Annotated in this window: 22 protein-coding genes; 3 read left to right on the forward strand and 19 right to left on the reverse strand. The window is 60.4% G+C overall.

The genetic code is table 11. The annotated features are described in order from the left end of the window. Positions 1-4 precede the first annotated feature (4 nt). From B3229_RS03195 to tam, 4 genes are all read right to left on the reverse strand, one after another. On the reverse strand, positions 5-517 hold the full coding sequence (locus B3229_RS03195; protein WP_082170573.1) for a regulatory protein RecX: 513 nt from the start codon (positions 515-517) through the stop codon (positions 5-7). 112 nt (positions 518-629) lie between these two features. Further along, positions 630-1,703, reverse strand: coding sequence for a recombinase RecA (recA, locus tag B3229_RS03200; RefSeq protein ID WP_033752052.1), 1,074 nt, complete (start codon positions 1,701-1,703; stop codon positions 630-632). 95 nt (positions 1,704-1,798) lie between these two features. Further along, positions 1,799-2,293 carry a nicotinamide-nucleotide amidase gene (gene pncC, locus B3229_RS03205; RefSeq protein WP_048783711.1) on the reverse strand — a complete coding sequence of 165 codons (495 nt, stop codon included), beginning with the start codon at positions 2,291-2,293 and terminating at the stop codon, positions 1,799-1,801. A gap of 99 nt (positions 2,294-2,392) precedes the next feature. Continuing rightward, positions 2,393-3,172 carry a trans-aconitate 2-methyltransferase gene (gene tam, locus B3229_RS03210; RefSeq protein WP_286868599.1) on the reverse strand — a complete coding sequence of 260 codons (780 nt, stop codon included), beginning with the start codon at positions 3,170-3,172 and terminating at the stop codon, positions 2,393-2,395. Between the two features lie 145 nt (positions 3,173-3,317). Between tam and B3229_RS03215 the strand changes: the two genes are divergently transcribed. Beyond that, positions 3,318-4,205 (forward strand): dihydrodipicolinate synthase family protein, encoded by an 888-nt coding sequence (locus B3229_RS03215; RefSeq protein ID WP_286868600.1) that lies wholly within the window; start codon positions 3,318-3,320, stop codon positions 4,203-4,205. 33 nt (positions 4,206-4,238) lie between these two features. On the opposite strand, the gene B3229_RS03220 is transcribed toward B3229_RS03215, so the two are convergent. Together B3229_RS03220 and mltB are read right to left on the reverse strand one after the other, a co-directional pair. Beyond that, entirely contained in the window at positions 4,239-4,577 is a 339-nt protein-coding gene (locus tag B3229_RS03220) for a zinc ribbon domain-containing protein YjdM (RefSeq protein WP_048783707.1), read from the reverse strand. A 77-nt stretch (positions 4,578-4,654) separates the two neighbouring features. Continuing rightward, positions 4,655-5,737 (reverse strand): lytic murein transglycosylase B, encoded by a 1,083-nt coding sequence (gene mltB / locus B3229_RS03225; protein ID WP_033752066.1) that lies wholly within the window; start codon positions 5,735-5,737, stop codon positions 4,655-4,657. A 290-nt stretch (positions 5,738-6,027) separates the two neighbouring features. Between mltB and B3229_RS03230 the strand changes: the two genes are divergently transcribed. Further along, positions 6,028-6,816, forward strand: a complete 789-nt coding sequence (locus B3229_RS03230; protein WP_286868604.1) for a prepilin peptidase — start codon at positions 6,028-6,030, stop codon at positions 6,814-6,816. Positions 6,817-7,148: 332 nt separating this feature from the next. Next, positions 7,149-9,710: a DNA mismatch repair protein MutS gene (gene mutS / locus B3229_RS03235; RefSeq protein ID WP_286868606.1), complete on the forward strand. Its 2,562-nt coding sequence runs from the start codon at positions 7,149-7,151 to the stop codon at positions 9,708-9,710. 101 nt (positions 9,711-9,811) lie between these two features. Here mutS and rpoS read toward each other — a convergent pair whose 3' ends face one another. The 13 genes from rpoS to cysG all read right to left on the reverse strand — a co-directional run bounded on the left by rpoS (position 9,812) and on the right by cysG (position 20,959). After that, positions 9,812-10,804 carry an RNA polymerase sigma factor RpoS gene (gene rpoS, locus B3229_RS03240; RefSeq protein ID WP_048783701.1) on the reverse strand — a complete coding sequence of 331 codons (993 nt, stop codon included), beginning with the start codon at positions 10,802-10,804 and terminating at the stop codon, positions 9,812-9,814. A gap of 50 nt (positions 10,805-10,854) precedes the next feature. Then, positions 10,855-11,946: a murein hydrolase activator NlpD gene (gene nlpD / locus B3229_RS03245; RefSeq protein WP_048783698.1), complete on the reverse strand. Its 1,092-nt coding sequence runs from the start codon at positions 11,944-11,946 to the stop codon at positions 10,855-10,857. 164 nt (positions 11,947-12,110) lie between these two features. Next, positions 12,111-12,737, reverse strand: a complete 627-nt coding sequence (locus tag B3229_RS03250) for a protein-L-isoaspartate(D-aspartate) O-methyltransferase (protein ID WP_033752075.1) — start codon at positions 12,735-12,737, stop codon at positions 12,111-12,113. Continuing rightward, complete coding sequence (gene surE, locus B3229_RS03255; RefSeq protein ID WP_286868611.1) at positions 12,731-13,492, reverse strand: 5'/3'-nucleotidase SurE; 762 nt, start codon at positions 13,490-13,492, stop codon at positions 12,731-12,733. The genes B3229_RS03250 and surE overlap by 7 nt, the downstream gene beginning before the upstream one ends. After that, positions 13,473-14,522 (reverse strand): tRNA pseudouridine(13) synthase TruD, encoded by a 1,050-nt coding sequence (gene truD, locus B3229_RS03260; RefSeq protein ID WP_286868615.1) that lies wholly within the window; start codon positions 14,520-14,522, stop codon positions 13,473-13,475. The genes surE and truD overlap by 20 nt, the downstream gene beginning before the upstream one ends. Continuing rightward, a complete protein-coding gene (gene ispF / locus B3229_RS03265) occupies positions 14,519-15,001 on the reverse strand; it encodes a 2-C-methyl-D-erythritol 2,4-cyclodiphosphate synthase (protein ID WP_286868801.1) in 483 nt (160 codons plus the stop codon). Before ispF ends, truD begins: the two co-directional genes overlap by 4 nt. Then, positions 15,001-15,717: a 2-C-methyl-D-erythritol 4-phosphate cytidylyltransferase gene (gene ispD / locus B3229_RS03270; RefSeq protein WP_048783692.1), complete on the reverse strand. Its 717-nt coding sequence runs from the start codon at positions 15,715-15,717 to the stop codon at positions 15,001-15,003. Before ispD ends, ispF begins: the two co-directional genes overlap by 1 nt. A gap of 3 nt (positions 15,718-15,720) precedes the next feature. Further along, positions 15,721-16,035, reverse strand: coding sequence for a cell division protein FtsB (ftsB, locus tag B3229_RS03275; RefSeq protein WP_033752087.1), 315 nt, complete (start codon positions 16,033-16,035; stop codon positions 15,721-15,723). Between the two features lie 171 nt (positions 16,036-16,206). After that, positions 16,207-16,527 carry a DUF3561 family protein gene (locus B3229_RS03280; RefSeq protein ID WP_286868619.1) on the reverse strand — a complete coding sequence of 107 codons (321 nt, stop codon included), beginning with the start codon at positions 16,525-16,527 and terminating at the stop codon, positions 16,207-16,209. Between the two features lie 55 nt (positions 16,528-16,582). Further along, positions 16,583-17,188: an adenylyl-sulfate kinase gene (gene cysC / locus B3229_RS03285; RefSeq protein WP_277269673.1), complete on the reverse strand. Its 606-nt coding sequence runs from the start codon at positions 17,186-17,188 to the stop codon at positions 16,583-16,585. After that, positions 17,188-18,615, reverse strand: coding sequence for a sulfate adenylyltransferase subunit CysN (cysN, locus tag B3229_RS03290; protein ID WP_033752095.1), 1,428 nt, complete (start codon positions 18,613-18,615; stop codon positions 17,188-17,190). Before cysN ends, cysC begins: the two co-directional genes overlap by 1 nt. A 10-nt stretch (positions 18,616-18,625) precedes the next feature. Further along, positions 18,626-19,534, reverse strand: a complete 909-nt coding sequence (gene cysD, locus B3229_RS03295; RefSeq protein ID WP_033752098.1) for a sulfate adenylyltransferase subunit CysD — start codon at positions 19,532-19,534, stop codon at positions 18,626-18,628. Positions 19,535-19,543: 9 nt separating this feature from the next. Next, complete coding sequence (gene cysG / locus B3229_RS03300) at positions 19,544-20,959, reverse strand: siroheme synthase CysG (RefSeq protein WP_286868625.1); 1,416 nt, start codon at positions 20,957-20,959, stop codon at positions 19,544-19,546. Between the last annotated feature and the right edge of the window lie 27 nt (positions 20,960-20,986).

A 20,986-nucleotide genomic window follows, 5' to 3' on the forward strand; every position in this document is an offset into this window, starting at 1 on the left:
GCTTTCAGTCATCAAAATTTCTGAAAACGGACTGAATATCCTCCATGAAAAAGCCTTTTGCCTGCAAAAAGCGCTGAACTTTGGCTTTTGCCTTCCATTCCGTGGGCAAAGGAAGGCCGAATTTGCGCTCCGCCAGCTGCGCGGCGCAGGCGCCCCAGTCAATCTCACAGGCTTCCATCGCGATGTCGATTTCTGGCCGCGCGATGCCTTTTTGTCCCAGCTCCAGCCGGATGCGCTGCGGGCCGTATCCTTTGCGGCTGCGGCTCTGGATAAAGCGCTCAGTAAAACGCGCCTCATTAAGCCAGCCGTTTTCCTGGCACCAGCCGATGACTTTATCCAGCTGCGCGTCGGTAATGATTTCAGGATCGTTTTGCTGGATAAATGCCGCTCGCTGCACGGACTGCTGCAGCTTTCTGCGCAGCTCGGCCTCGCTGTGATCGCGCTGCGCCAGAATGCGCATAGCGCGGTCGAGCAGTCGCGGAAAAGCGATTTCCTTAAGTTGCGGTTGTTCACTCATAGCGGTCACCTTGCTTAATCAGAAGGGAATTATGGCGGCAGAACAAGGGGGAAGAAAAGAGAGGGGCGTTAAAACGAAAAACGGGAGTGGATTGCCCACTCCCGTTACAGGGTTAGAAATCTTCGTTCGTCTCGCTGGCTGCGTCTTCCAGCGCGCCTGCTGGCGCATTAGCGGCGCCCGCTTCGGCGTTCGCGCTGTTCAGCAGCATTTCACGCAGTTTAACGTCCAGCTCATTGGCGATCGCCGGGTTTTCCTTAAGGAAATTGGTGGCGTTCGCTTTACCCTGACCAATCTTGTCGCCGTTGTAGCTATACCAGGCACCCGCTTTTTCCACCAGCTTGTACTTCACGCCCAGGTCAACCAGCTCGCCAAAGGTGTTGATGCCTTCGCCGTACATGATCTGGAACTCAGCCTGCTTAAACGGTGCGGCGATTTTATTTTTCACCACTTTAACGCGGGTTTCGCTGCCGACCACTTCGTCGCCCTCTTTAATCGCGCCGATACGACGGATATCAAGACGAACGGAAGCGTAGAACTTCAGCGCGTTACCACCGGTAGTGGTTTCCGGGTTACCGAACATCACGCCGATTTTCATACGGATCTGGTTGATGAAGATCAGCAGCGTGTTGGACTGCTTCAGGTTACCCGCCAGCTTACGCATCGCCTGGCTCATCATACGCGCCGCAAGGCCCATATGAGAGTCGCCGATCTCGCCTTCGATTTCCGCTTTCGGCGTCAGCGCCGCGACGGAGTCGACGATGATAACGTCCACTGCGCCTGAACGCGCCAGCGCGTCACAGATTTCCAGCGCCTGCTCGCCGGTGTCCGGCTGAGAACAGAGCAGATTGTCGATGTCTACGCCGAGCTTCTTGGCATACACCGGATCCAGCGCGTGTTCAGCATCGATAAAGGCACAGGTTTTGCCTTTGCGCTGTGCTGAAGCGATAACCTGCAGCGTCAGCGTCGTTTTACCAGAAGATTCCGGACCATAGATTTCGACCATACGGCCCATCGGCAAACCGCCGGCGCCCAGCGCGATATCCAGAGAAAGCGAACCGGTAGAAATGGTTTCCACGTCCATTGAGCGGTCTTCACCCAGACGCATGATGGAGCCTTTACCGAATTGCTTCTCAATCTGGCCCAGCGCAGCAGCTAAAGCCTTCTGTTTGTTTTCGTCAATTGCCATTTCTACTCCTGACTCATACGGGGGTAAGCACGCTACAAATGCCTGCTCGCTTTCTGTTGCTGCTAATTATACTGTATAGTCATACAGTATCAAGCTTAATTTGCCAAAAAATCGTCCTGTAATGTCTGTAGCGCAAAGGCGACGGACTGTCGACGTACTGCCTCGCGATCCCCTTGAAATTGCTGACGTTTCGCCACCACCCTTCCGCCTGGCGCCGCGAAGCCAAACCACACGGTGCCGACCGGTTTTTCCGCGCTGCCGCCGTCCGGTCCGGCGATGCCGCTGACCGATAGCGCATAGTCCGCCTGCGCAGCGCGCTGCGCGCCCTGCGCCATCTCGCGCACCACGGCTTCGCTCACCGCGCCGTGCTGGGCAAGCGAAGCCGCAGCAACCCCCACCAGCTCCTGCTTGGCCTCATTGCTGTAGGTCACGAAACCGCGTTCGAACCAGGCGGAGCTGCCGCTGATGTCGGTCAATACTTTGGCGATCCAGCCGCCCGTACAGGACTCGGCGCAGGTTACCGTCGCGCTTGCCGCCTGAAGGCGTTTGCCTATTGCCGCGCTTAAGCGCTGCAGTTCCAGATCGTTCATCGCTACTCATCCTTTTAGCCTGATTAAGAGAACATGGTGCAGAAGCGGGATATTTTCAACCTGTCGCGCACATTGCCTGCCCGCTTTGCGCAACGCCTCTCAGCGCGACGCCCCCTTTTTCACCGCTACGATAAAAAGACGCGGGAAGGCGAGCAAAATGCGGCCGTCGGCGCGCGGCGGATAGGCCAGCTGCAACGCCTGATGATACTGCTCCAGAAAGCGCGGCTGCTCGTCAGGTTCCAGCGCGTTGAGAAACGGCCGCAGCCCGGTCGCTTTCAGCCACAGGACAATCGCCTGCGCGTCGGGCATCACGTGGTAATAGGTGGTGCGCCAGAGATCCACTTCGCAGCCCGCCTGCGTTAGCAAATCGTAATAGCGCTCGGTGGTGAGCGGCTTTTTCCGCTCTACGTCGCCGATACGCTGACGCCAGGGATCGCAGGCGGCGATTTCACGCATCAGACGATGCGAAGGCTCCTGCAGATTATCCGGCATCTGTATCGCCAGCGCGCCGCCGCTCTCCAGCTGACTCGCCAGCTGCGGCAACAGGCTGTCGTGCGCGTCAAGCCACTGCAGCGAAGCATTAGCATAAATCACCTGCTGCGGCTCTGCGGCGCGCCAGCGCCAAATATCTTCTTTGATGAAAGTACAGTGCGGCAGCCGTTCGCGCGCCTGTATCAGCATCGCTTCGGAACTGTCCAGCCCGATAATCCGCGCGTCGGGCCAGGCGTGAGCCAGCAGCTCGGTGCTGTTGCCCGGACCGCAGCCTAAATCCGTGGCGAAACGCGCGTCGGTAACGGGAATACGCGCCAGCAACTCTTGCGCAGGCCGCGTCCTTTCCGATTCGAACTGTCGATAAAGTTGGGGATCCCAGTCCTGCATCTTGAGCCTCTGTGTGAGTGAGTCTGAATACGCTGCGAAGCGGAAAAATGCGATGCGCTGCCCAATTCTACGCGCTGCGCTGGCAGAGCGTCACGCCGCGCATTAGGTTAAAACAGTGTTTCATTTTTCACGTTCAGGAGCGTTTATGATCTCGCAACCCGCATTTTCCGGCGTGTGGTGCCCTTCCGTTACGCCTTTTACGCCGCAAGGAGAGCCAGATATCGACGCGCTGGGTCGCCACTTCGCCCGACTAAACGCCTCAGGCATTGATACCTTACTGCTGATGGGCAGCATTGGCGAATTTGCTTCGCTGACGCAGCAGGAGCGATTGCTGCTGATTCGCGAGGCGCGGCAGCTCTCGCCACTCAGCATGGTCGCCAATATCTCCAGCACCTGCGTGCCGGATATGCTGGCGCTGGCCGAGGCCGCCTGGCAAAACAACTTCGACGCGGTGATGGTGCTGCCGCCCTACTACTACGGCCAGACGCCGCGTCAGCTGCTCAGCTACTTCCGCGCGCTGGATAAGCAGATCGGCGGCAGGTGGTTCGCCTATAATTTTCCGGCGCGCACCGGCTGCGATTTGACGCCGGCGCTGGTCAGCGAGCTGGCGGCCGAACTGCCTAATTTTATCGGCATAAAAGATACGGTCGACTGCCTGTCGCATAATCGCGCGCTGATCGAAGAGACAAAAAAGGTGCGCGACGATTTCGCCGTGCTGTCCGGCTATGACGAATATCTGGTGCCGAATCTGCTGGCAGGCGGCGCGGGCGTGATTTCAGGTCTGAATAACATCGTGCCGGAACTGTTCGCCGCGGCGATGCAGGCGTGGCGCGAACAGGATCTGGCGGCGCTGATGCGCATTCAGCAGCGCATCGGCAAGATGATGGCGATTTACGCCGTCGGAGAGGATTTTGTCACCACCATTAAAACCGCGGTGGCGCGCCGGTTCGATTCGATGACCAGCCAGTCGCGCAACTATGGCGGCGCGCTGAGCGCTGAGCAGTGCGAGGCGCTCGACCGGCTGTTTGACTAAGGCGGTGATGCGGGCGCGACGCGCCCGCCTGCGTTATCCGCGCTTCACGAACTCCGATTTCAGCTTCATCGGGCCGAAACCGTCGATCTTGCAGTCGATATTATGATCGCCCTCAACCAGACGGATCCCTTTTACGCGGGTGCCGATCTTCAGCGTGGAGGAGCTGCCCTTTACTTTAAGATCTTTAATCACGGTCACCGTATCGCCATCCTCCAGCAGATTGCCGTTGGCGTCGCGCACCACAAGACGATCCGCAGTGCTTTCGACTTCGCCCGGCGACCAGATATGACCGCAGGCGGGACAGTTGAGGTTGTCGCCATCCTGCCAGCTGTAATCAGCCTGACAAAGGGGACATGCGGGAAGTGATTGCATAACAGCTCCTGAAACAACAGATATGATGACGCCAGAGGGGCGCCATCATATACCCGCACTATTGATAAGGGCAACTATCAGAACATCGCGCCGCTGCGCGCTTTGCTAACCGCCTCGCCCAGCTGCCATACCGCCATCGCATAGTGCGTGCTGTGGTTGTAGCGCGTAATGACGTAGAAGTTAGGCAGGCCGTACCAGTACTGATAGCTGGTGCCCATATCCAGACGCAGCAGGCTGACCTGATTATTGCCATCGAGCGAACCCTGCGGAGAGAGGCCGGACGCCGCCAGCATCTGCGGCGTGTAGCTGGTTTTGAAGCCGTTCTCCAGCAGCGGCGCCTGACCGCTGGCGGGAACGGCGACGCCCTCTCCGCTGCGCCAGCCGTGCTCTTTGAAGTAGTGCGCGACGCTGCCGATGGCGTCCACCGGATCCCACAGATTGACGTGGCCGTCGCCGTTGAAATCCACCGCATATTGCTGATAGGAAGAAGGCATAAACTGACCGTAACCCATCGCGCCGGCAAACGATCCCTTCAGATCCAGCGGATCGTCCTCTTCGTTGCGCGCCATCAGCAAGAAGGTTTCCAGCTCGCTGCTGAAGTAGCTCGCACGGCGCGGATAGTTAAACGATAGCGTGGCGAGCGCGTCGAGAATGCGCGTTTTCCCCATAACGCGGCCCCAGCGCGTCTCTACACCGATAATGCCGACGATGATCTCCGGCGGCACGCCGTAGACCTGCTGCGCGCGCGTTAAGGCATCCTGGTACTGGTTCCAGAAGGCGACGCCGTTCTGCACGTTGTCTGGCGTAATGAACTGCTTGCGATAGCGGATCCACGCGCCGTTGGGCCCGGCGGGCGGCGTATAGGCGGGCGCCTGACGATCCATCAGGCGCAGTACGTAGTCCAGCCGTTTCGCCTGGCCGATAACCGCGTGCAGCTGCTGGCGGTCGAAGCCGTGCTTCTCCACCATCTGATCGATGAACTTCTCGGCGGCCGGATTACCGGCAAAGTCGCCGAGCACAGGCTGGACGGCGTGAGACTGTTCCAGCAGAAAGCCCCCTTTCGGCGCCGCCAGGGTCGCGGCCTGCGGCGCGGATTCAGGTTTACTGCTGCAGGCGGCAAGTAAGGCAACAAGCGGAAGCAAGGTGATCTTAAAACGCATTTGATATCCATAAGCATGCAGTGAAGGTAACGAATTATGGTAAACATTCACTCACGGAATAGACAGGGCGAAACGCAAAAATAGCGCCAGTGCATAGCTGTGAACGGGCGCAGGAAGCGCGGCAAACGGCTGCGCTGTTTCAGCGTCATCCTGCGGCACGGAACGCAAGGCTTACGGAAAACAGCAGGTTATGCTGTACGACGACCGCGATAAAGCTAGAGTGCGTTCAGACCCTGCCGGTTAAGCCGGTTGCTCAAAACCGGCGCATCAAGGAAGAGGAACCGAAAACAATGAGCTATGACCTCTTATGCTGGTTGCTGCTGGCCGTCGCCGCGCTCTGCGTCGGCAGCTTTCTTAACGTGGTGATCTATCGCCTGCCGCTGATGGTGCTACAGCCGCAGCCGGGATTCTCGCTGCTGCTGCCTCGCTCCCACTGCCCGCGCTGCAAAACGCCGGTGCGCGCAGGCGACTGCGTTCCGCTGCTCGGCTGGTTGCGGCTGCGCGGCCGCTGCCGCAGCTGCTGTCGTCCCATTTCATGGCGTTACCCGGCGATCGAGCTCGCCGCGCTGGCGATAAGCCTGCTGCTTGCCTGGCAACTGCCGTGGAACGGCGCGCTGCTGGCGGCGCTGGTGATGAGCGGCTTTTTGCTGGCGTTATCGCTGATCGACCTGCGCGTCCAGCTGCTGCCCGATGCGCTGACTCTGCCGCTGCTCTGGCTCGGGCTGCTGTTTCACGCCCTGGACGTTCTGCCGCGCAGCAGTCCGGCGGAGGCGATCCTCGGCGCCGCCAGCGGCTATCTGCTGTTCCGGCTGCTGGCCTGGGCCTGGCATTTATTCCGTCATCGGGAGGCGCTGGGCGGCGGCGACGCCGTGCTGCTGGCGGCGCTCGGCGCCTGGCTGGGCTGGCAGCCGCTTCCCCTGCTGCTGCTGATCGCCTCCTGCGCCGGTTTAAGCGCCGCGCTGCTCGCGCGCTTCTGTATGCAGCGTCCGCTGCATCTGCCCTTGCCTTTCGGCCCCTGCCTGGCGCTGGCGGGTGAAGCGCTGCTGCTGGAGCAGCTGGCGTCAGCACCTTTTGCGTAGCGCCTCGCACAGGCCCGCTATCAAACAGAGATCCGTTGGGCTTTTAGGCCGCGGCCTGATAACGTCATGCGCATTAACCCAGGTTTTGCGGCGCTCGCCTTCTTCGTTCAGAACGAAGCGCGTTTGCCCTGACAGTGAAAAAGCGGCAGCCTTGATGTTCAGCAGGCAACTTTTCATAATGGCTTTCAGACGCAGCTTATCTCACAGCCAGGGCCGCATTTTTCCGTGCATCCTCTCGGTTTCTGAATGGGTTGATCCCGTTACATACGCCAGATCGCGCAGTCCGATGCAAGGCTTGCCCAATAACCGAATGATTTAAGAGCTAATTATTTATGAACAAATCAGTCGATAAGGACATCACCGCTCATACGCCTATGATGCAGCAATATCTGCGCCTCAAGGCGGAACACCCTGACATCCTGCTGTTTTACCGCATGGGCGACTTCTACGAGCTCTTCTATGACGACGCGAAACGCGCCTCGCAGCTGCTGGAGATCTCGCTGACCAAACGCGGCGCCTCGGCGGGCGAACCGATCCCGATGGCGGGCGTGCCCTACCATGCGGTAGAGAGCTATCTGGCGAAACTGGTGCAGCTGGGCGAATCCGTGGCGATTTGCGAGCAGATCGGCGATCCGGCGCTAAGCAAAGGGCCGGTTGAACGCAAGGTGGTACGTATCGTCACCCCGGGTACCATCAGCGACGAGGCGCTGCTGCAGGAGCGTCACGACAACCTGCTGGCCGCCATCGTGCAGAGCCCGCAGGGGTTCGGCTACGCCACGCTCGATATCAGCTCCGGCCGTTTTCGCCTGAGCGAACCGGCGGACGCCGAAACCATGGCCGCCGAGCTGCAGCGCACCAATCCTGCCGAACTGCTCTATCCGGAAGATCTACAGGCGATGTCGCTGATTGACCAGCGTCGCGGCCTGCGCCGTCGTCCGCTGTGGGAATTTGAGATCGCGACCGCGCGTCAGCAGTTGAATATGCAGTTCAACACCCGCGATCTTAATGGATTCGGCGTCGAGCAGGCGCATCAGGCGCTGCGCGCGGCGGGCTGCCTGCTGCAGTACGTTAAGGATACGCAGCGCACCAGCCTGCCCCATATCCGCTCGCTCAGCATGGAGCGGCAGCAGGACAGCATCATTATGGACGCCGCCACGCGTCGCAATCTGGAAATTACGCAGAATCTCGCCGGCGGCACGGAGAACACGCTGGCGGCGGTGCTGGATCGAACCGTCACGCCGATGGGCAGCCGCATGCTCAAGCGCTGGCTGCATATGCCGCTGCGCGACGCGCAGACTATCGGTCAGCGCCAGGACGCCATCGCCGAGCTTCAGCCGCTGAGCGATACGCTGCAGCCGGTGCTGCGCCAGGTGGGCGACCTGGAGCGTATTCTGGCGCGTCTGGCGCTGCGGACCGCGCGTCCGCGCGATTTAGCCCGCATGCGTCACGCTTTTCAGCAGCTGCCGGAGCTGAACGCTCTGCTGGCCAGCGTCGAATCGACGGCGCTAATCCGTCTGCGCGCACAGATGGGCGAGTTCACCGAGCTGCGCGAGCTGCTTGAAGCGGCGATTATTGAGGCGCCGCCGGTGCTGATCCGCGACGGCGGCGTTATCGCGCCGGGGTACAACGCGGAGCTGGATGAGTGGCGCGCGCTGGCGGACGGCGCCACCGACTATCTGGACAGACTGGAGATCCGCGAGCGCGAAAAGCTTGGCCTCGACACGCTCAAAGTCGGCTACAACGCCATCCACGGCTACTACATCCAGGTTAGCCGCGGCCAGAGCGACCATGTGCCGATCCACTACGTGCGCCGCCAGACGTTGAAAAACGCCGAGCGCTATATCATCCCGGAACTGAAAGAGTACGAGGATAAGGTGCTGACCTCGAAGGGCAAGGCGCTGGCGCTGGAGAAAAGCCTCTACGAGTCGCTGTTCGACCAGCTGCTGCCTCATCTGGAAGCGCTGCAGCTCAGCGCCGCCGCGCTCGCCGAGCTGGACGTGCTGAGCAACCTGGCGGAGCGCGCCTGGACGCTGAACTACTGCCGCCCGACGCTGCAGGAGAAACCCGGCATTAAAATCACCGGCGGCCGCCATCCGGTGGTTGAGCAGGTGCTGAAAGAGCCGTTTATCGCCAACCCGCTGTCGCTAACGCCGCAGCGCCGCATGCTGATCATCACCGGCCCCAATATGGGCGGTAAGAGCACCTACATGCGCCAGGCGGCGCTGATCGCGCTGATGACCTGGATTGGCAGCTTTGTGCCGGCGGAAGAGGCGGTGACCGGTCCGCTGGATCGTATCTTTACCCGTATCGGCGCGGCGGACGATCTCGCCTCAGGTCGCTCAACCTTTATGGTGGAGATGACGGAAACCGCCAATATCTTGCACAACGCCACCGAAAACAGCCTGGTGCTGATGGATGAAATCGGGCGCGGCACCTCGACCTATGACGGCCTGTCGCTGGCCTGGGCCTGCGCGGAGAGCCTGGCGAACCGCATCAAGGCGATGACGCTGTTCGCCACCCACTATTTTGAGCTGACCACGCTGCCGGAAAAAATGGAAGGCGTGTTCAACGTCCATCTGGACGCGGTCGAACACGGCGACACCATCGCCTTTATGCACAGCGTGCAGGAAGGGGCCGCCAGCAAAAGCTACGGCCTGGCGGTCGCGGCGCTGGCGGGCGTACCGAAAGAGGTGATCAAGCGCGCGCGCAATAAGCTGAAGGAGCTGGAGACGCTGTCGAACCACTCCGCCTCTTCGACCATCGACGGCTCGCAGCTGCCGCTGCTGGTGGAAGAGAGCTCGCCAGCCGTGGAGGCGCTTGAAGCGCTGGATCCTGACACCCTGACGCCGCGTCAGGCGCTGGAGTGGATTTACCGACTGAAGTCGCTGGTGTAGCGCTCTCTGGCGGCAGGTCATTCCGGCCCTGCCGCCGCTGTCGCAGCAAAAAAAAAGCGGAGGCCCACGGCCACCGCTTTTTTGTACTTACAACTTGTCAGTTACTCACGAAACAGCGCTTCAATGTTCAAACCCTGCGCCTGCAGGATTTCACGCAGACGACGCAGGCCTTCAACCTGAATCTGGCGTACGCGCTCGCGGGTCAGACCGATTTCGCGGCCCACATCCTCAAGCGTTGCCGCTTCATAGCCTAACAGGCCGAAACGACGCGCCAGCACTTCGCGCTGCTTGGCGTTCAGTTCGAACAGCCACTTAACGATACTTTGCTTCATATCGTCATCCTGCGTGGTGTCTTCCGGACCGTTGTCTTTCTCATCGGCCAGAATGTCCAGCAGCGCTTTTTCGGAGTCTCCGCCTAACGGCGTATCAACCGAGGTGATGCGTTCGTTAAGACGCAGCATACGGCTGACGTCGTCAACGGGTTTATCCAGCTGCTCCGCGATCTCTTCCGCACTCGGCTCATGATCGAGCTTGTGGGAGAGCTCACGCGCGGTGCGCAGATAAACGTTCAGCTCTTTAACAATGTGAATCGGCAGACGGATGGTACGGGTTTGATTCATGATCGCCCGTTCAATCGTCTGACGAATCCACCAGGTAGCATAGGTTGAGAAACGGAACCCACGCTCTGGGTCAAACTTCTCAACGGCACGGATTAAACCGAGATTGCCCTCTTCAATCAGGTCAAGCAGCGCGAGACCACGATTGCTGTAGCGGCGGGCAATCTTCACTACCAGTCGTAAGTTACTTTCAATCATGCGGCGACGAGAAGGAATATCGCCTCGTAATGCGCGGCGAGCGAAGAACACTTCTTCCTCTGCCGTTAACAGCGGGGAATAGCCAATCTCCCCGAGATAGAGCTGCGTCGCATCCAAAACGCGCTGCGTCGCACCCTGTGACAACAACTCTTCTTCCGCTACGTCGTTATCACTGGGTTCGTTTTCAACAAGAGCCTTCTCATCAAAAACCTCAGCTCCGTTCTCCTCGAATTCCGCATCTTCATGTAACTCGTTTACTTTCAGCGTATTCTGGCTCATAAGCGGCTCCTACCCGTGATCCCAGGGCAGAACAGCAGGGTTCTGCCGGTTTATCGCTGCGGCAAATAACGCAACGGGTTTACGGATTTCCCCTTGTAACGAATTTCAAAATGTAATCTAACTGAACTGGTTCCGGTGCTACCCATGGTAGCGATCTTTTGCCCCGCCTTAACTTCCTGTTGTTCCCGGACCAGCATTGTATCGTTATGGGCGTAGGCACTCAGGTAATCATCATTGTGCTTAATGATGATCAGGTTGCCGTAACCCCGGAGCGCGTTGCCTGCGTACACTACTCTTCCTGATGCGGTAGCGACGACAGGTTGTCCACGCGAACCAGCGATATCGATTCCTTTGTTCCCCCCTTCAGAGGCGGAGAAGTTATCGATAATCTTCCCATCGGTCGGCCAACGCCAGCTTCCAACCGGCGTCGAACTGTTCGTTGTACTGCTAACCGTGGGCGGTGCGGCAACTACGGGGGGAGCTGTTGTCGTTGCAACATTTGTTCCCTTCGACGGCAACATTTTGCTACCAGACGAGTTACCCGAATCATCAGAATACGTAATAACTGGTTGCTGTGCAACAGGCGCTGGTTTAATTTGCGGCGCGGTCGGGACGCCGCCCTGCGTTGCGTCGGCTGCGGTAATCGCATTGCCGCCCGTAATCGGCTGGCCTGAGCCGTTGCCAACCTGCAGCGTCTGGCCGACATTCAGGCCGTACGGGGCCTGCACGTTGTTGCGCTGCGCCAGATCGCGGAAATCGTTGCCGGTAATCCAGGCGATATAGAACAGCGTGTCGCCGCGTTTAACGGTATAAGTATCGCCGGCGTAACTACCTTTCGGAATATTCTGATAACTGCGGTTGTATACGATGCGGCCGTTTTGCGTCTGAACATTATCATTGCCGCTAACCATTGCGCCGCTGCTGGGCGCGGAAGGTACAGTGTTGCTAATCATACCTCCCTGACGTGGCGTCGATGGAACGCCGCCTGACGCGCTAAGCATGCCGCCGCTGCTGCCGTTATCTCCAACCTGGCTAATGGGTGCTTGTGTGTTGTCGCCTGAACTACAGCCTGCCAGCCAAAATCCAACCAGAGAAAGCGCCGCAAGGCGGCGTAACTGAAATATTGGGCTTCCCGTGCTCATTGTTCCCCCGTGATGGCAAACCTGAATAACGCTTCTTGCTAACGCACCAGCACAAAGCTCTGTGAGGCGTATTAAAGCCTGCGTATAACGCATGAAAATGGATAGTAACAAGATCAAAAGGATGGTGCTATGAAACAGTTGTGAAGAAATACGTAGGGTAAATCTCAGGCCAAATCGCCCTGAACCAGCGGAACGAACCGCACTGGCTCGATAGTTTCTTCCACAATGTCGCCCCCCTGGCGGCGCAGGCGCTTCAGCACCTGCTGATCCTCCCCCACCGGCAGCACCATAATGCCGCCCTCGTCGAGTTGCGCAATCAGCGCAGTCGGAATTTCCGGCGGCGCGGCGGTGACGATGATGGCGTCGAAAGGCCCGCGCGCGGGCCAGCCCTGCCAGCCGTCGCCATGGCGCGTCGAAACGTTATGCAGGTCGAGCTGTTTGAGACGGCGTTTGGCCTGCCACTGCAGCCCTTTAATGCGTTCGACGGAGTAAACGTGATCCACCAGATGCGCCAGAATGGCGGTCTGATAGCCGGAACCGGTGCCGATCTCCAGCACGCGCGAATGGGGTTGCAACTCCAGCAGCGCGGTCATGCGCGCCACCATATAGGGCTGCGAAATCGTCTGCCCGGAACCGATGGGCAGCGCCACATTGTCCCAGGCTTTATGCTCGAAGGCTTCGTCGATAAAACGTTCGCGCGGCACGTCCGCGATGGCCTTTAACAGGATCTCATCGTGGATGCCCTGCTGGCGTAGCTGCTCCAGCAACGCTTCGATACGCCGGTTCACCATACGAGACTGACCTCCGACTTCTCTAGCCAGTCAATCAGCACATCCTGCGCGCCGTGCGCGGTGAGGTCGACATGCAGAGCGGTCACGGAGACATAGCCCTGATCCACGGCGGCGAAATCGGTATCCGGGCCGGCATCGAACTTTTCGCCCGGCGGTCCAATCCAGTAGAGCGTATTGCCGCGCGGATCCTGCTGCGCGATCACCTGATCGGCGGGATGACGGCTGCCGCAGCGCGTCACGCGGAAGCCTTTGATCTCTTCCAGCGGCAGATCCGGCACGTTGATGTTGAGAATACGTCCGGTGCGCAGCGGTTCGCGCGTCAGCGCCTGCAGCAGCGCGCAGGTGACCGCCGCCGCCGTATCGTAATGCTGATGCCCGTTGAGCGATACCGCCAGCGCGGGCAGGCCGAGATGCCGCCCTTCCATCGCCGCCGCCACGGTGCCTGAGTAGATAACGTCGTCGCCCAGATTGGGGCCAGCGTTTATGCCGGAAACCACGATATCCGGGCGCGGCTGCATCAGCGCGTTGACGCCGAGGTAGACGCAGTCGGTCGGCGTACCCATCTGCACGGCGATGTCGCCGTTTTCATGGGTAAAGGTGCGCAGCGGCGTCTCCAGCGTCAGGGAATTAGAGGCGCCGCTGCGGTTGCGGTCAGGCGCGACCACCTGCACCTCAGCGATATGGCGCAGCGCCTTTGCCAGCGTCTGAATGCCCGGCGCATGAATTCCGTCGTCATTACTCAGCAATATCCGCATCGTCACCTTCCTGTTGCAGAAGTTCCCGAATCACGCTGGTGGCGAAACTGCCTGCCGGCAGCCAGAACTGCATCTCCAGCGTGACGTCGTCCCACCAGCTCCAGCGCAGATCGCGCGGCACCACCAGCATCGCGCGCCGCGCCGCATCCACTCGCTCTCGCTCAAGCAGTGTAACCAATTCTGCTGCGCCCGCCAGAGATTGCTGCTCAAAGGCGAGCGCCTCCGCCTGCGGGCCCGGCTCGCCGCGTCCCGGCAGCGGCGCAGTAATGCGCAGTTCATGATGATCGACGCGGGTTTGCAGCTCGCTCAGTTCGTCCGCCTGCGCGACAAACCAGCTGCCGCGACCGGTGAGCTGCAGCGCGTCGCCCTCTATCACCTGCGTTAGCGAGCCCTGCTGCTGCAGGCGCGCGCTGGTGACCTGATTAAACAGCGCGCTGCGCGCCGCCGAGAGGATCAGGCTGCGCTTGTTGCGATCGCGCAGGCTGATTTCGCCACGCGCCCACTGCTGCGCCATGGTCAGGTTATTGCCGCCGCGGCCAAAGCGCTGCGTGCCGAAGTAGTTGGGGGCGCCGGCGTCGCGGATCAGCGCCAGGCGCGATTCCACCGCGTCGCGATCGCTGATGTGGCGCACCACGAGACGAAAGGCGTTGCCTGCCAGCGCGCCGACGCGCAGCTTACGCTTGTGGCGCGTCGCCTCGAGGATCTCGACCCCTTCCAGCGAAAAGCCGCTCAGATCGGGCATCACATTGCCCGGAATACGGAAACAGAGCGTCTGCTCGGTCACCGCATGGCGGTCTTTCATCCCTGCGTAGCTCATATCGCGCTGATGCACGCCGAGGAACTTCGCCAGCGCTTCCGCCACAAAACGGGTATTAGCGCCGGTTTTACGAATGCGCACCAGCAGATGCTCCCCTTCGCCGTCGGTGCCGTAACCGAGATCCTCCACCACGACGAAATCTTCGGGGTTCGCTTTGATCATGCCGCGCGCGGTCGGCTTGCCGTGCAGAAAAGCCTGGTTCTCCAGCGTCATGCCGCATCCGCCTTCAGCAGCAGCGCGACCGCTTCGCAGGCGATGCCTTCGCCGCGTCCGGTAAAGCCCAGCTTCTCGGTAGTGGTCGCTTTGACGTTGACCTGATCCATATGGCAGCCCAGATCTTCAGCGATATTGACGCGCATCTGCGGCACATGGGGCAGCATTTTCGGCGCCTGAGCGATGATGGTGACGTCAACGTTGCCGATGCGATAGCCCTGTTCCGCGATGCGTCGCCAGGCTTCGCGCAGCAGGCCGCGGCTGTCCGCGCCCTTATAGGCGGGATCGGTATCGGGAAACAGCTTGCCGATATCGCCCATCGCCACCGCGCCAAGCAGCGCGTCGGTCAGCGCATGCAGCGCCACGTCGCCGTCGGAATGGGCGAGGAAACCCTGTTCAAACGGGATCCGCACGCCGCCAATCACCAGCGGACCTTCGCCGCCGAAAGCGTGAACGTCAAAACCGTGACCGATACGCATCATGCGCTCTCCTTTAACTGAATCTGGGTTAAGTAAAATGCCGCCAGCGCCAGATCTTCCGGCCGGGTGACTTTGATGTTATCACTGCGTCCGCTGACCAGCAGCGGATGATAGCCGCAATATTCGAGCGCCGAGGCTTCGTCGGTAATGGTCGCGCCTTCCGCCAGCGCGCGCGTCAGGCAGGCGGTCAGCAGCTGGTGAGGAAAAAACTGCGGCGTCAGCGCGTGCCAGAGATCTTCGCGCTCGACGGTATGCGCCACGGCGGCGACGCCCGGCTCGCCGCGCTTCATGGTGTCACGCACCGGCGCGGCCAGAATGCCGCCGACGCGGCTGGTTTCCCGCACCTGCAGCAAACGCGCGAGATCGTCAGGGTGCAGACAGGGACGCGCTGCGTCGTGCACCAGCACCCAGCCTTCGCCCTGCGCGGCGCGCAGCCCCGCCAGCACCGACTCCGCGCGCGTTTCGCCGCCCGTCACGCTGAGCACGCGTGGATCCCGCGCCAGCGGCAGCGACGCAAACTGCGCGTCGTCCGGGCTAAGCGCGACGATGACCTGTTTGATAGCGGGATGGGAAAACAGACGTGCGATGCTGTGTTCCAGAAGCGTCTGCTGACCGATGGTCAGATACTGCTTAGGACAGGTCGCCTGCATGCGGCTGCCGATACCGGCAGCGGGCACCACGGCGATCACCTCCGCAGGGAGAGAGTGCATGTTCATGAGTTATCGTTGTTGGTTTTGCGCAGCCTGCGCGTTGCGTTTGTTCTGATCCGGCACCAGACGATAGAAGGTCTCACCGGGCTTAATCATGCCCAGCTCGTTGCGTGCGCGTTCCTCGATCGCTTCCGAGCCGCCATTGAGATCGTCAATTTCGGCAAACAGCTGATCGTTACGCGCTTTAAGTTTGGCGTTGTTCGCCTGTTGCACCGCGACGTCGTCATTGACGCGCGTATAGTCGTGAATACCGTTTTTGCCCAGCCACAGCGAATATTGCAGCCAGCCGAGCAGCACCAGTAGCAGTAACGTCAGTTTTCCCATCCCCGCCCCCTGAAAAACGGCTCAATCATCCCATAACTTGGTGCAGGACTCCACTCCAGCGGTGAAAATGGCCCGCTTTACCGGCTGTCTGCGCAAATTCTGATTAGGATGGCAAGAAAGGAGACAGGTAAAGTTTTGTAACCTGCCGACGCGTTTCCACATCGGGAGGCATCACCAGCCGGATAAAAAAGAGAAGAGCAGCCAGAAAAGGCAGACCACTACTATCGCCGTAGCGGGCGTCGTCCAGAGCAGCCTGCCGCGCAGCGCCATGCTGAAAATAATGCCGATCAGCACCGATACCGGCAGCAGCGCCAGGAAAAAGGGCCAGGTATAGAGGAAGAAGAAAAGCGTATTGGAACCGTACAACAGGAAGGGGATCGCCAGCGCGCACCAGTAAGAGAAGAAGCCGATGATGCCGCCCGGCAGCGACGAGCGCGGCTCGTCCAGGGAGCTTTCATCTTTGCGGGCCAGCATAGGAGTAACATTCTGCATAGAGATCCTGTTGACGCGAAGGCGGCAAATCAGCTTCGATTTGCCGCTTGTCTGTTCAGGATTCGATGATATCGCGGTGGCGCAGCAGGTCTAACAATTGGCCGGTCAGTTTTGTAACCAATTGTTCGCCCGCTAAGCGTATTTCCGGCTGCTCCGGCGCCTCGTAGACGCTGTCGATGCCGGTAAAATTACGCAGCTCGCCCGCGCGCGCTTTTTTATATAACCCTTTGGGATCGCGCGCTTCGCACACTGCCAGCGGGGTATCGACGAAGACCTCGATAAAGCGACCTTCCGGCAGCATATCGCGTACCATCTGACGCTCAGCGCGATGCGGCGAGATAAAGGCGGTGAGCACCACCAGTCCCGCATCCACCATCAGCTTCGCTACTTCGCCTACGCGGCGGATGTTCTCTTTGCGATCCGCGTCGCTGAAGCCCAGATCGCGACAGAGGCCGTGACGCACGTTATCGCCGTCGAGCAGATAGGTGCTGACGCCGAGCGGATGCAGCGCCTGCTCCAGCGCGCCGGCCACCGTCGATTTGCCGGAGCCGGAGAGGCCGGTAAACCACAGCACCGCGCCCTGATGGCCGTGCTGCCGCTCGCGCGCCTCGCGCGTCACCGGATGATCGTGCCACACCACGTTTTCATCGTGCTGCGCCATTACTCACCGCCCAGCAGATCGCGCGCGTTCCAGTGCGGAAAGTGGCGGCGGATCAGCGCATTCAGCTCCAGCTCGAACTCGCTGAACTGGCCCGCCTGGCGCGCCGCGCCGCTCAGCGGCTGATGGATCATGCCTGCACCCACGGTGACGTTACTCAGGCGATCGATAAAGATCATGCCGCCCGTCACCGGGTTCTGCTGGTATTTATCCAGCACCATAGGTTCGTCGAAGGTCACTTCCACCAGGCCGATGCCGTTCAGCGGCAGCGTCTCGGCGGCGCGCTTCTCCAGCGTGTTGATCTCGACCTGATGAATAACCTTTTCCACGCGGCCGCGCGCCTTTTTGCCGGCGATTTTAATATCGTAGCTCTGGCCCGGCTGCAGCGGCTGCTCCGCCATCCATACCACGTCAACGGTGGCAGACTGCACCGCCTCCAGCTCGGCGTCGCTGTCGACCAGCAGATCGCCGCGGCTGATATCGATCTCGTCGTTCAGCACCAGGGTAATGGCTTCGCCCGCGCCCGCTTCCTGCAGGTCGCCGTCAAAGGTAACGATGCGCGCCACGGTGGACTCCACGCCTGACGGCAGCACCTTCACGCGCTGACCGACGCGCACCGCGCCAGAGGCAAGCGTACCCGCATAGCCGCGGAAATCCAGGTTCGGACGGTTAACGTACTGTACCGGGAAGCGCATCGGCTGCTGATCCACCACGCGCTTCACCTCGACGGTCTCCAGCACGTCGAGCAGCGTCGGACCGCTGTACCACGGCATGGTCTGGCTCGGGGTGGCGACGTTGTCGCCCTCCAGCGCCGACATCGGCACGAAGCGAATATCCAGGTCTTCCGGCAGCTGCGCCGCGAAGTCGAGGTAATCCTGTTTAATTTGCTCGTAGGTCTCCTGGCGATACTCCACCAGGTCCATTTTGTTGATCGCCACCACCAGATGCTTAATGCCCAGCAGCGTCGAGATAAAGCTGTGGCGACGGGTCTGATCCAGCACGCCTTTGCGCGCGTCGATCAGCAGAATCGCCAGATCGCAGGTCGAGGCGCCGGTCGCCATGTTGCGGGTGTACTGCTCATGTCCCGGCGTGTCGGCGATAATAAATTTACGCTTCTCGGTAGAGAAGTAGCGGTAGGCCACGTCGATAGTGATGCCCTGCTCGCGCTCCGCCTGCAGTCCGTCTACCAGCAGCGCCAGGTCGAGCTTTTCGCCCTGGGTGCCGTGACGCTTGCTGTCGTTGTGCAGCGAGGAGAGCTGATCTTCATAGATCTGACGCGTATCGTGCAGCAGGCGGCCGATCAGCGTGCTTTTGCCGTCGTCGACGCTGCCGCAGGTGAGAAAACGCAGCAGACTTTTATGCTGTTGCGCGGTCAGCCAGGCTTCCACGCCGCCCTGATCGGCAATCTGTTGTGCAATAACGGTATTCATCTGCGTCTCCTTAGAAATAACCCTGACGTTTTTTCAGTTCCATCGAACCGGACTGATCGCGGTCAATCACGCGGCCCTGACGTTCGCTGGTGGTAGAGACCAGCATCTCTTCGATAATTTCCGGCAGCGTCTGCGCTTCCGATTCCACCGCGCCGGTGAGCGGCCAGCAGCCAAGGGTGCGGAAGCGCACCATACGCTGCTTGATCACTTCGCCAGGCTGCAAGTCGATACGGTCGTCATCCACCATCATCAGCATGCCGTCGCGCTCCAGCACCGGGCGCGGCGCGGCGAGATAGAGCGGCACGATTTCGATGTTTTCCAGGAAGATGTACTGCCAGATATCGAGCTCGGTCCAGTTCGACAGCGGGAAGACGCGAATGCTTTCGCCCTTGTTGATCTGGCCGTTGTAGTTATGCCACAGCTCCGGGCGCTGGTTCTTTGGATCCCAGCGGTGGAAACGGTCGCGGAAAGAGTAGATACGCTCTTTGGCGCGCGACTTCTCTTCGTCGCGGCGCGCGCCGCCGAACGCGGCGTCAAAGCCATATTTGTTCAGCGCCTGCTTCAGCCCTTCGGTTTTCATGATATCGGTATGCTTGGCGCTGCCGTGTACGAAGGGGTTGATGCCCATCGCCACGCCTTCCGGATTGCGGTGAACCAGCAGCTCGGCGCCCATCTCTTTCACGGTGCGATCGCGAAACGCGTACATCTCGCGAAATTTCCAGCCGGTATCGACGTGCAGCAGCGGAAACGGCAGCGTGCCTGGATAAAAGGCTTTACGCGCCAGATGCAGCATCACCGACGAATCTTTGCCGATAGAGTACATCATTACCGGATTGCCGAACTCCGCTGCGACCTCGCGGATGATATGAATGCTTTCCGCCTCTAACTGACGCAGATGAGTGAGTCTTTTTTGGTCCATGATTTATCCTCAAGCCAGTGTGACAACGGCGGACTCGCGGGTCGCCTGCTGTGCAGAATGTTGAAACCACGCCAGCTGCTCGTGCAGCTTCACCACTTCCCCGATCACCAGCAGCGCTGGCGTCGGCGCGGCGGCAGCCAGCGTCTCAAGGTGTTCCAGCGTGCCGGTCAGTACCTGCTGATCCTGTCGCGTGCCGCGGCCAATCACCGCAACCGGCATCGTGGGATCGCGGCCGTGACGTATCAGCCCTTCGCTAATCGCCGCTGCCTTTACCGTGCCCATATAGATCGCCAGCGTCTGACGCGCGCGCGCCAGCGACGGCCAGTCGATGTCGTCGCCGTCGGCGCGACAGTGACCGGTAATAAACAGCACGCTCTGCGCGTGATCGCGGTGCGTCAGCGGAATACCGGCGTAGGCGGTCGCGCCTGCCGCCGCCGTCACGCCGGGCACCACCTGGAACGGGATCCCCGCCTCCTGCGCCGCCTGCAGCTCTTCGCCGCCGCGGCCAAAGATAAAGGGATCGCCTCCTTTCAGGCGCACCACGCGTTTGCCTTTGCGCGCCAGCTCCACCAACAGGCGATTGGTCTCTTCCTGCGGCACCGAGTGCGCGCCGGCGCGTTTGCCGACGCAGATGCGGTCGGCGTCGCGGCGCACCAGATCCAGCACCTCGTCGCTGACCAGATGGTCGTAAAGCACCACGTCCGCCAGCTGCATCACCTGCAGGCCGCGCAGCGTCAGCAGCCCGCTGTCGCCGGGTCCGGCGCCGACCAGAATGATCTCGCCTGCGCGGTTCGGCTCTTCATTGAGCTCGCGCGTCAGCGTGCGCGTCGCCTCGTCCACGTTGCCCGCCGACATCTGGCTGGCGAACAGGCCGTTAAAGGCGCGCTCCCAGAAGCGACGGCGATCGGACATGCGGCTAAAGCGCTGTTTTACGCGGTCGCGAAACCCGCCCGCGACCTCCGCCATCTGCCCCAGACTGGCGGGCAGCAACGCCTCCAGCTTTTCGCGCAGCATACGCGCCAGCACCGGCGCGGTGCCGCTGGAGGAGATAGCGACCACCAGCGGAGAGCGGTCCACGATAGAGGGGAAGATAAAGCTGCACTTCGGCTGGTCGTCTACCACGTTGACCAGTCGGTGACGGGCGTTGGCCTCGTCGTAAACCTGGCGGTTGAGCAGGTTATCGTCGGTCGCGGCTATAGCGAGAAAAACCGCATCGAGCTGCGCCGGCTCGAACGCCGTCGCCAGCCATTCGATCTGCTGTTCCTGATGCAGCGCCTGAAGTTCGTGGCAGAGCTCACGCGACACCACGCGCACCTGCGCGGAAGCGCGACGCAGCAGTTCGATTTTGCGCGCCGCGACGTCGCCGCCGCCTACGACCAGCACCGGACGACCTTTGAGATCGGCGAAAAGAGGCAAATAGTCCACGATAACCCTGGCGTTGTAACCGTAATT

The sequence above is a fragment of the Pantoea sp. UBA5035 genome, assembly GCF_002415245.1.
GTDB lineage: Bacteria > Pseudomonadota > Gammaproteobacteria > Enterobacterales > Enterobacteriaceae > Pantoea > Pantoea septica.

What these genes read in the sequence shown, in the direction of transcription:
- recA (WP_033752052.1), bottom strand. Translation starts at nt 1,703, where the DNA reads ATGGCAATTGACGAAAACAAACAGAAGGCTTTAGCTGCTGCGCTGGGC.
- B3229_RS03220 (WP_048783707.1), bottom strand. Translation starts at nt 4,577, where the DNA reads ATGCAATCACTTCCCGCATGTCCCCTTTGTCAGGCTGATTACAGCTGG.
- rpoS (WP_048783701.1), bottom strand. Translation starts at nt 10,804, where the DNA reads ATGAGCCAGAATACGCTGAAAGTAAACGAGTTACATGAAGATGCGGAA.
- truD (WP_286868615.1), bottom strand. Translation starts at nt 14,522, where the DNA reads ATGACGCTGGAGAACCAGGCTTTTCTGCACGGCAAGCCGACCGCGCGC.
- ispD (WP_048783692.1), bottom strand. Translation starts at nt 15,717, where the DNA reads ATGAACATGCACTCTCTCCCTGCGGAGGTGATCGCCGTGGTGCCCGCT.
- mutS (WP_286868606.1), top strand. Translation starts at nt 7,149, where the DNA reads ATGAACAAATCAGTCGATAAGGACATCACCGCTCATACGCCTATGATG.
- B3229_RS03195 (WP_082170573.1), bottom strand. Translation starts at nt 517, where the DNA reads ATGAGTGAACAACCGCAACTTAAGGAAATCGCTTTTCCGCGACTGCTC.
- cysC (WP_277269673.1), bottom strand. Translation starts at nt 17,188, where the DNA reads ATGGCGCAGCACGATGAAAACGTGGTGTGGCACGATCATCCGGTGACG.
- surE (WP_286868611.1), bottom strand. Translation starts at nt 13,492, where the DNA reads ATGCGGATATTGCTGAGTAATGACGACGGAATTCATGCGCCGGGCATT.
- B3229_RS03250 (WP_033752075.1), bottom strand. Translation starts at nt 12,737, where the DNA reads ATGGTGAACCGGCGTATCGAAGCGTTGCTGGAGCAGCTACGCCAGCAG.
- tam (WP_286868599.1), bottom strand. Translation starts at nt 3,172, where the DNA reads ATGCAGGACTGGGATCCCCAACTTTATCGACAGTTCGAATCGGAAAGG.
- cysD (WP_033752098.1), bottom strand. Translation starts at nt 19,534, where the DNA reads ATGGACCAAAAAAGACTCACTCATCTGCGTCAGTTAGAGGCGGAAAGC.
- B3229_RS03280 (WP_286868619.1), bottom strand. Translation starts at nt 16,527, where the DNA reads ATGCAGAATGTTACTCCTATGCTGGCCCGCAAAGATGAAAGCTCCCTG.
- B3229_RS03230 (WP_286868604.1), top strand. Translation starts at nt 6,028, where the DNA reads ATGAGCTATGACCTCTTATGCTGGTTGCTGCTGGCCGTCGCCGCGCTC.
- nlpD (WP_048783698.1), bottom strand. Translation starts at nt 11,946, where the DNA reads ATGAGCACGGGAAGCCCAATATTTCAGTTACGCCGCCTTGCGGCGCTT.
- pncC (WP_048783711.1), bottom strand. Translation starts at nt 2,293, where the DNA reads ATGAACGATCTGGAACTGCAGCGCTTAAGCGCGGCAATAGGCAAACGC.
- cysN (WP_033752095.1), bottom strand. Translation starts at nt 18,615, where the DNA reads ATGAATACCGTTATTGCACAACAGATTGCCGATCAGGGCGGCGTGGAA.
- ftsB (WP_033752087.1), bottom strand. Translation starts at nt 16,035, where the DNA reads ATGGGAAAACTGACGTTACTGCTACTGGTGCTGCTCGGCTGGCTGCAA.
- B3229_RS03215 (WP_286868600.1), top strand. Translation starts at nt 3,318, where the DNA reads ATGATCTCGCAACCCGCATTTTCCGGCGTGTGGTGCCCTTCCGTTACG.
- mltB (WP_033752066.1), bottom strand. Translation starts at nt 5,737, where the DNA reads ATGCGTTTTAAGATCACCTTGCTTCCGCTTGTTGCCTTACTTGCCGCC.
- ispF (WP_286868801.1), bottom strand. Translation starts at nt 15,001, where the DNA reads ATGCGTATCGGTCACGGTTTTGACGTTCACGCTTTCGGCGGCGAAGGT.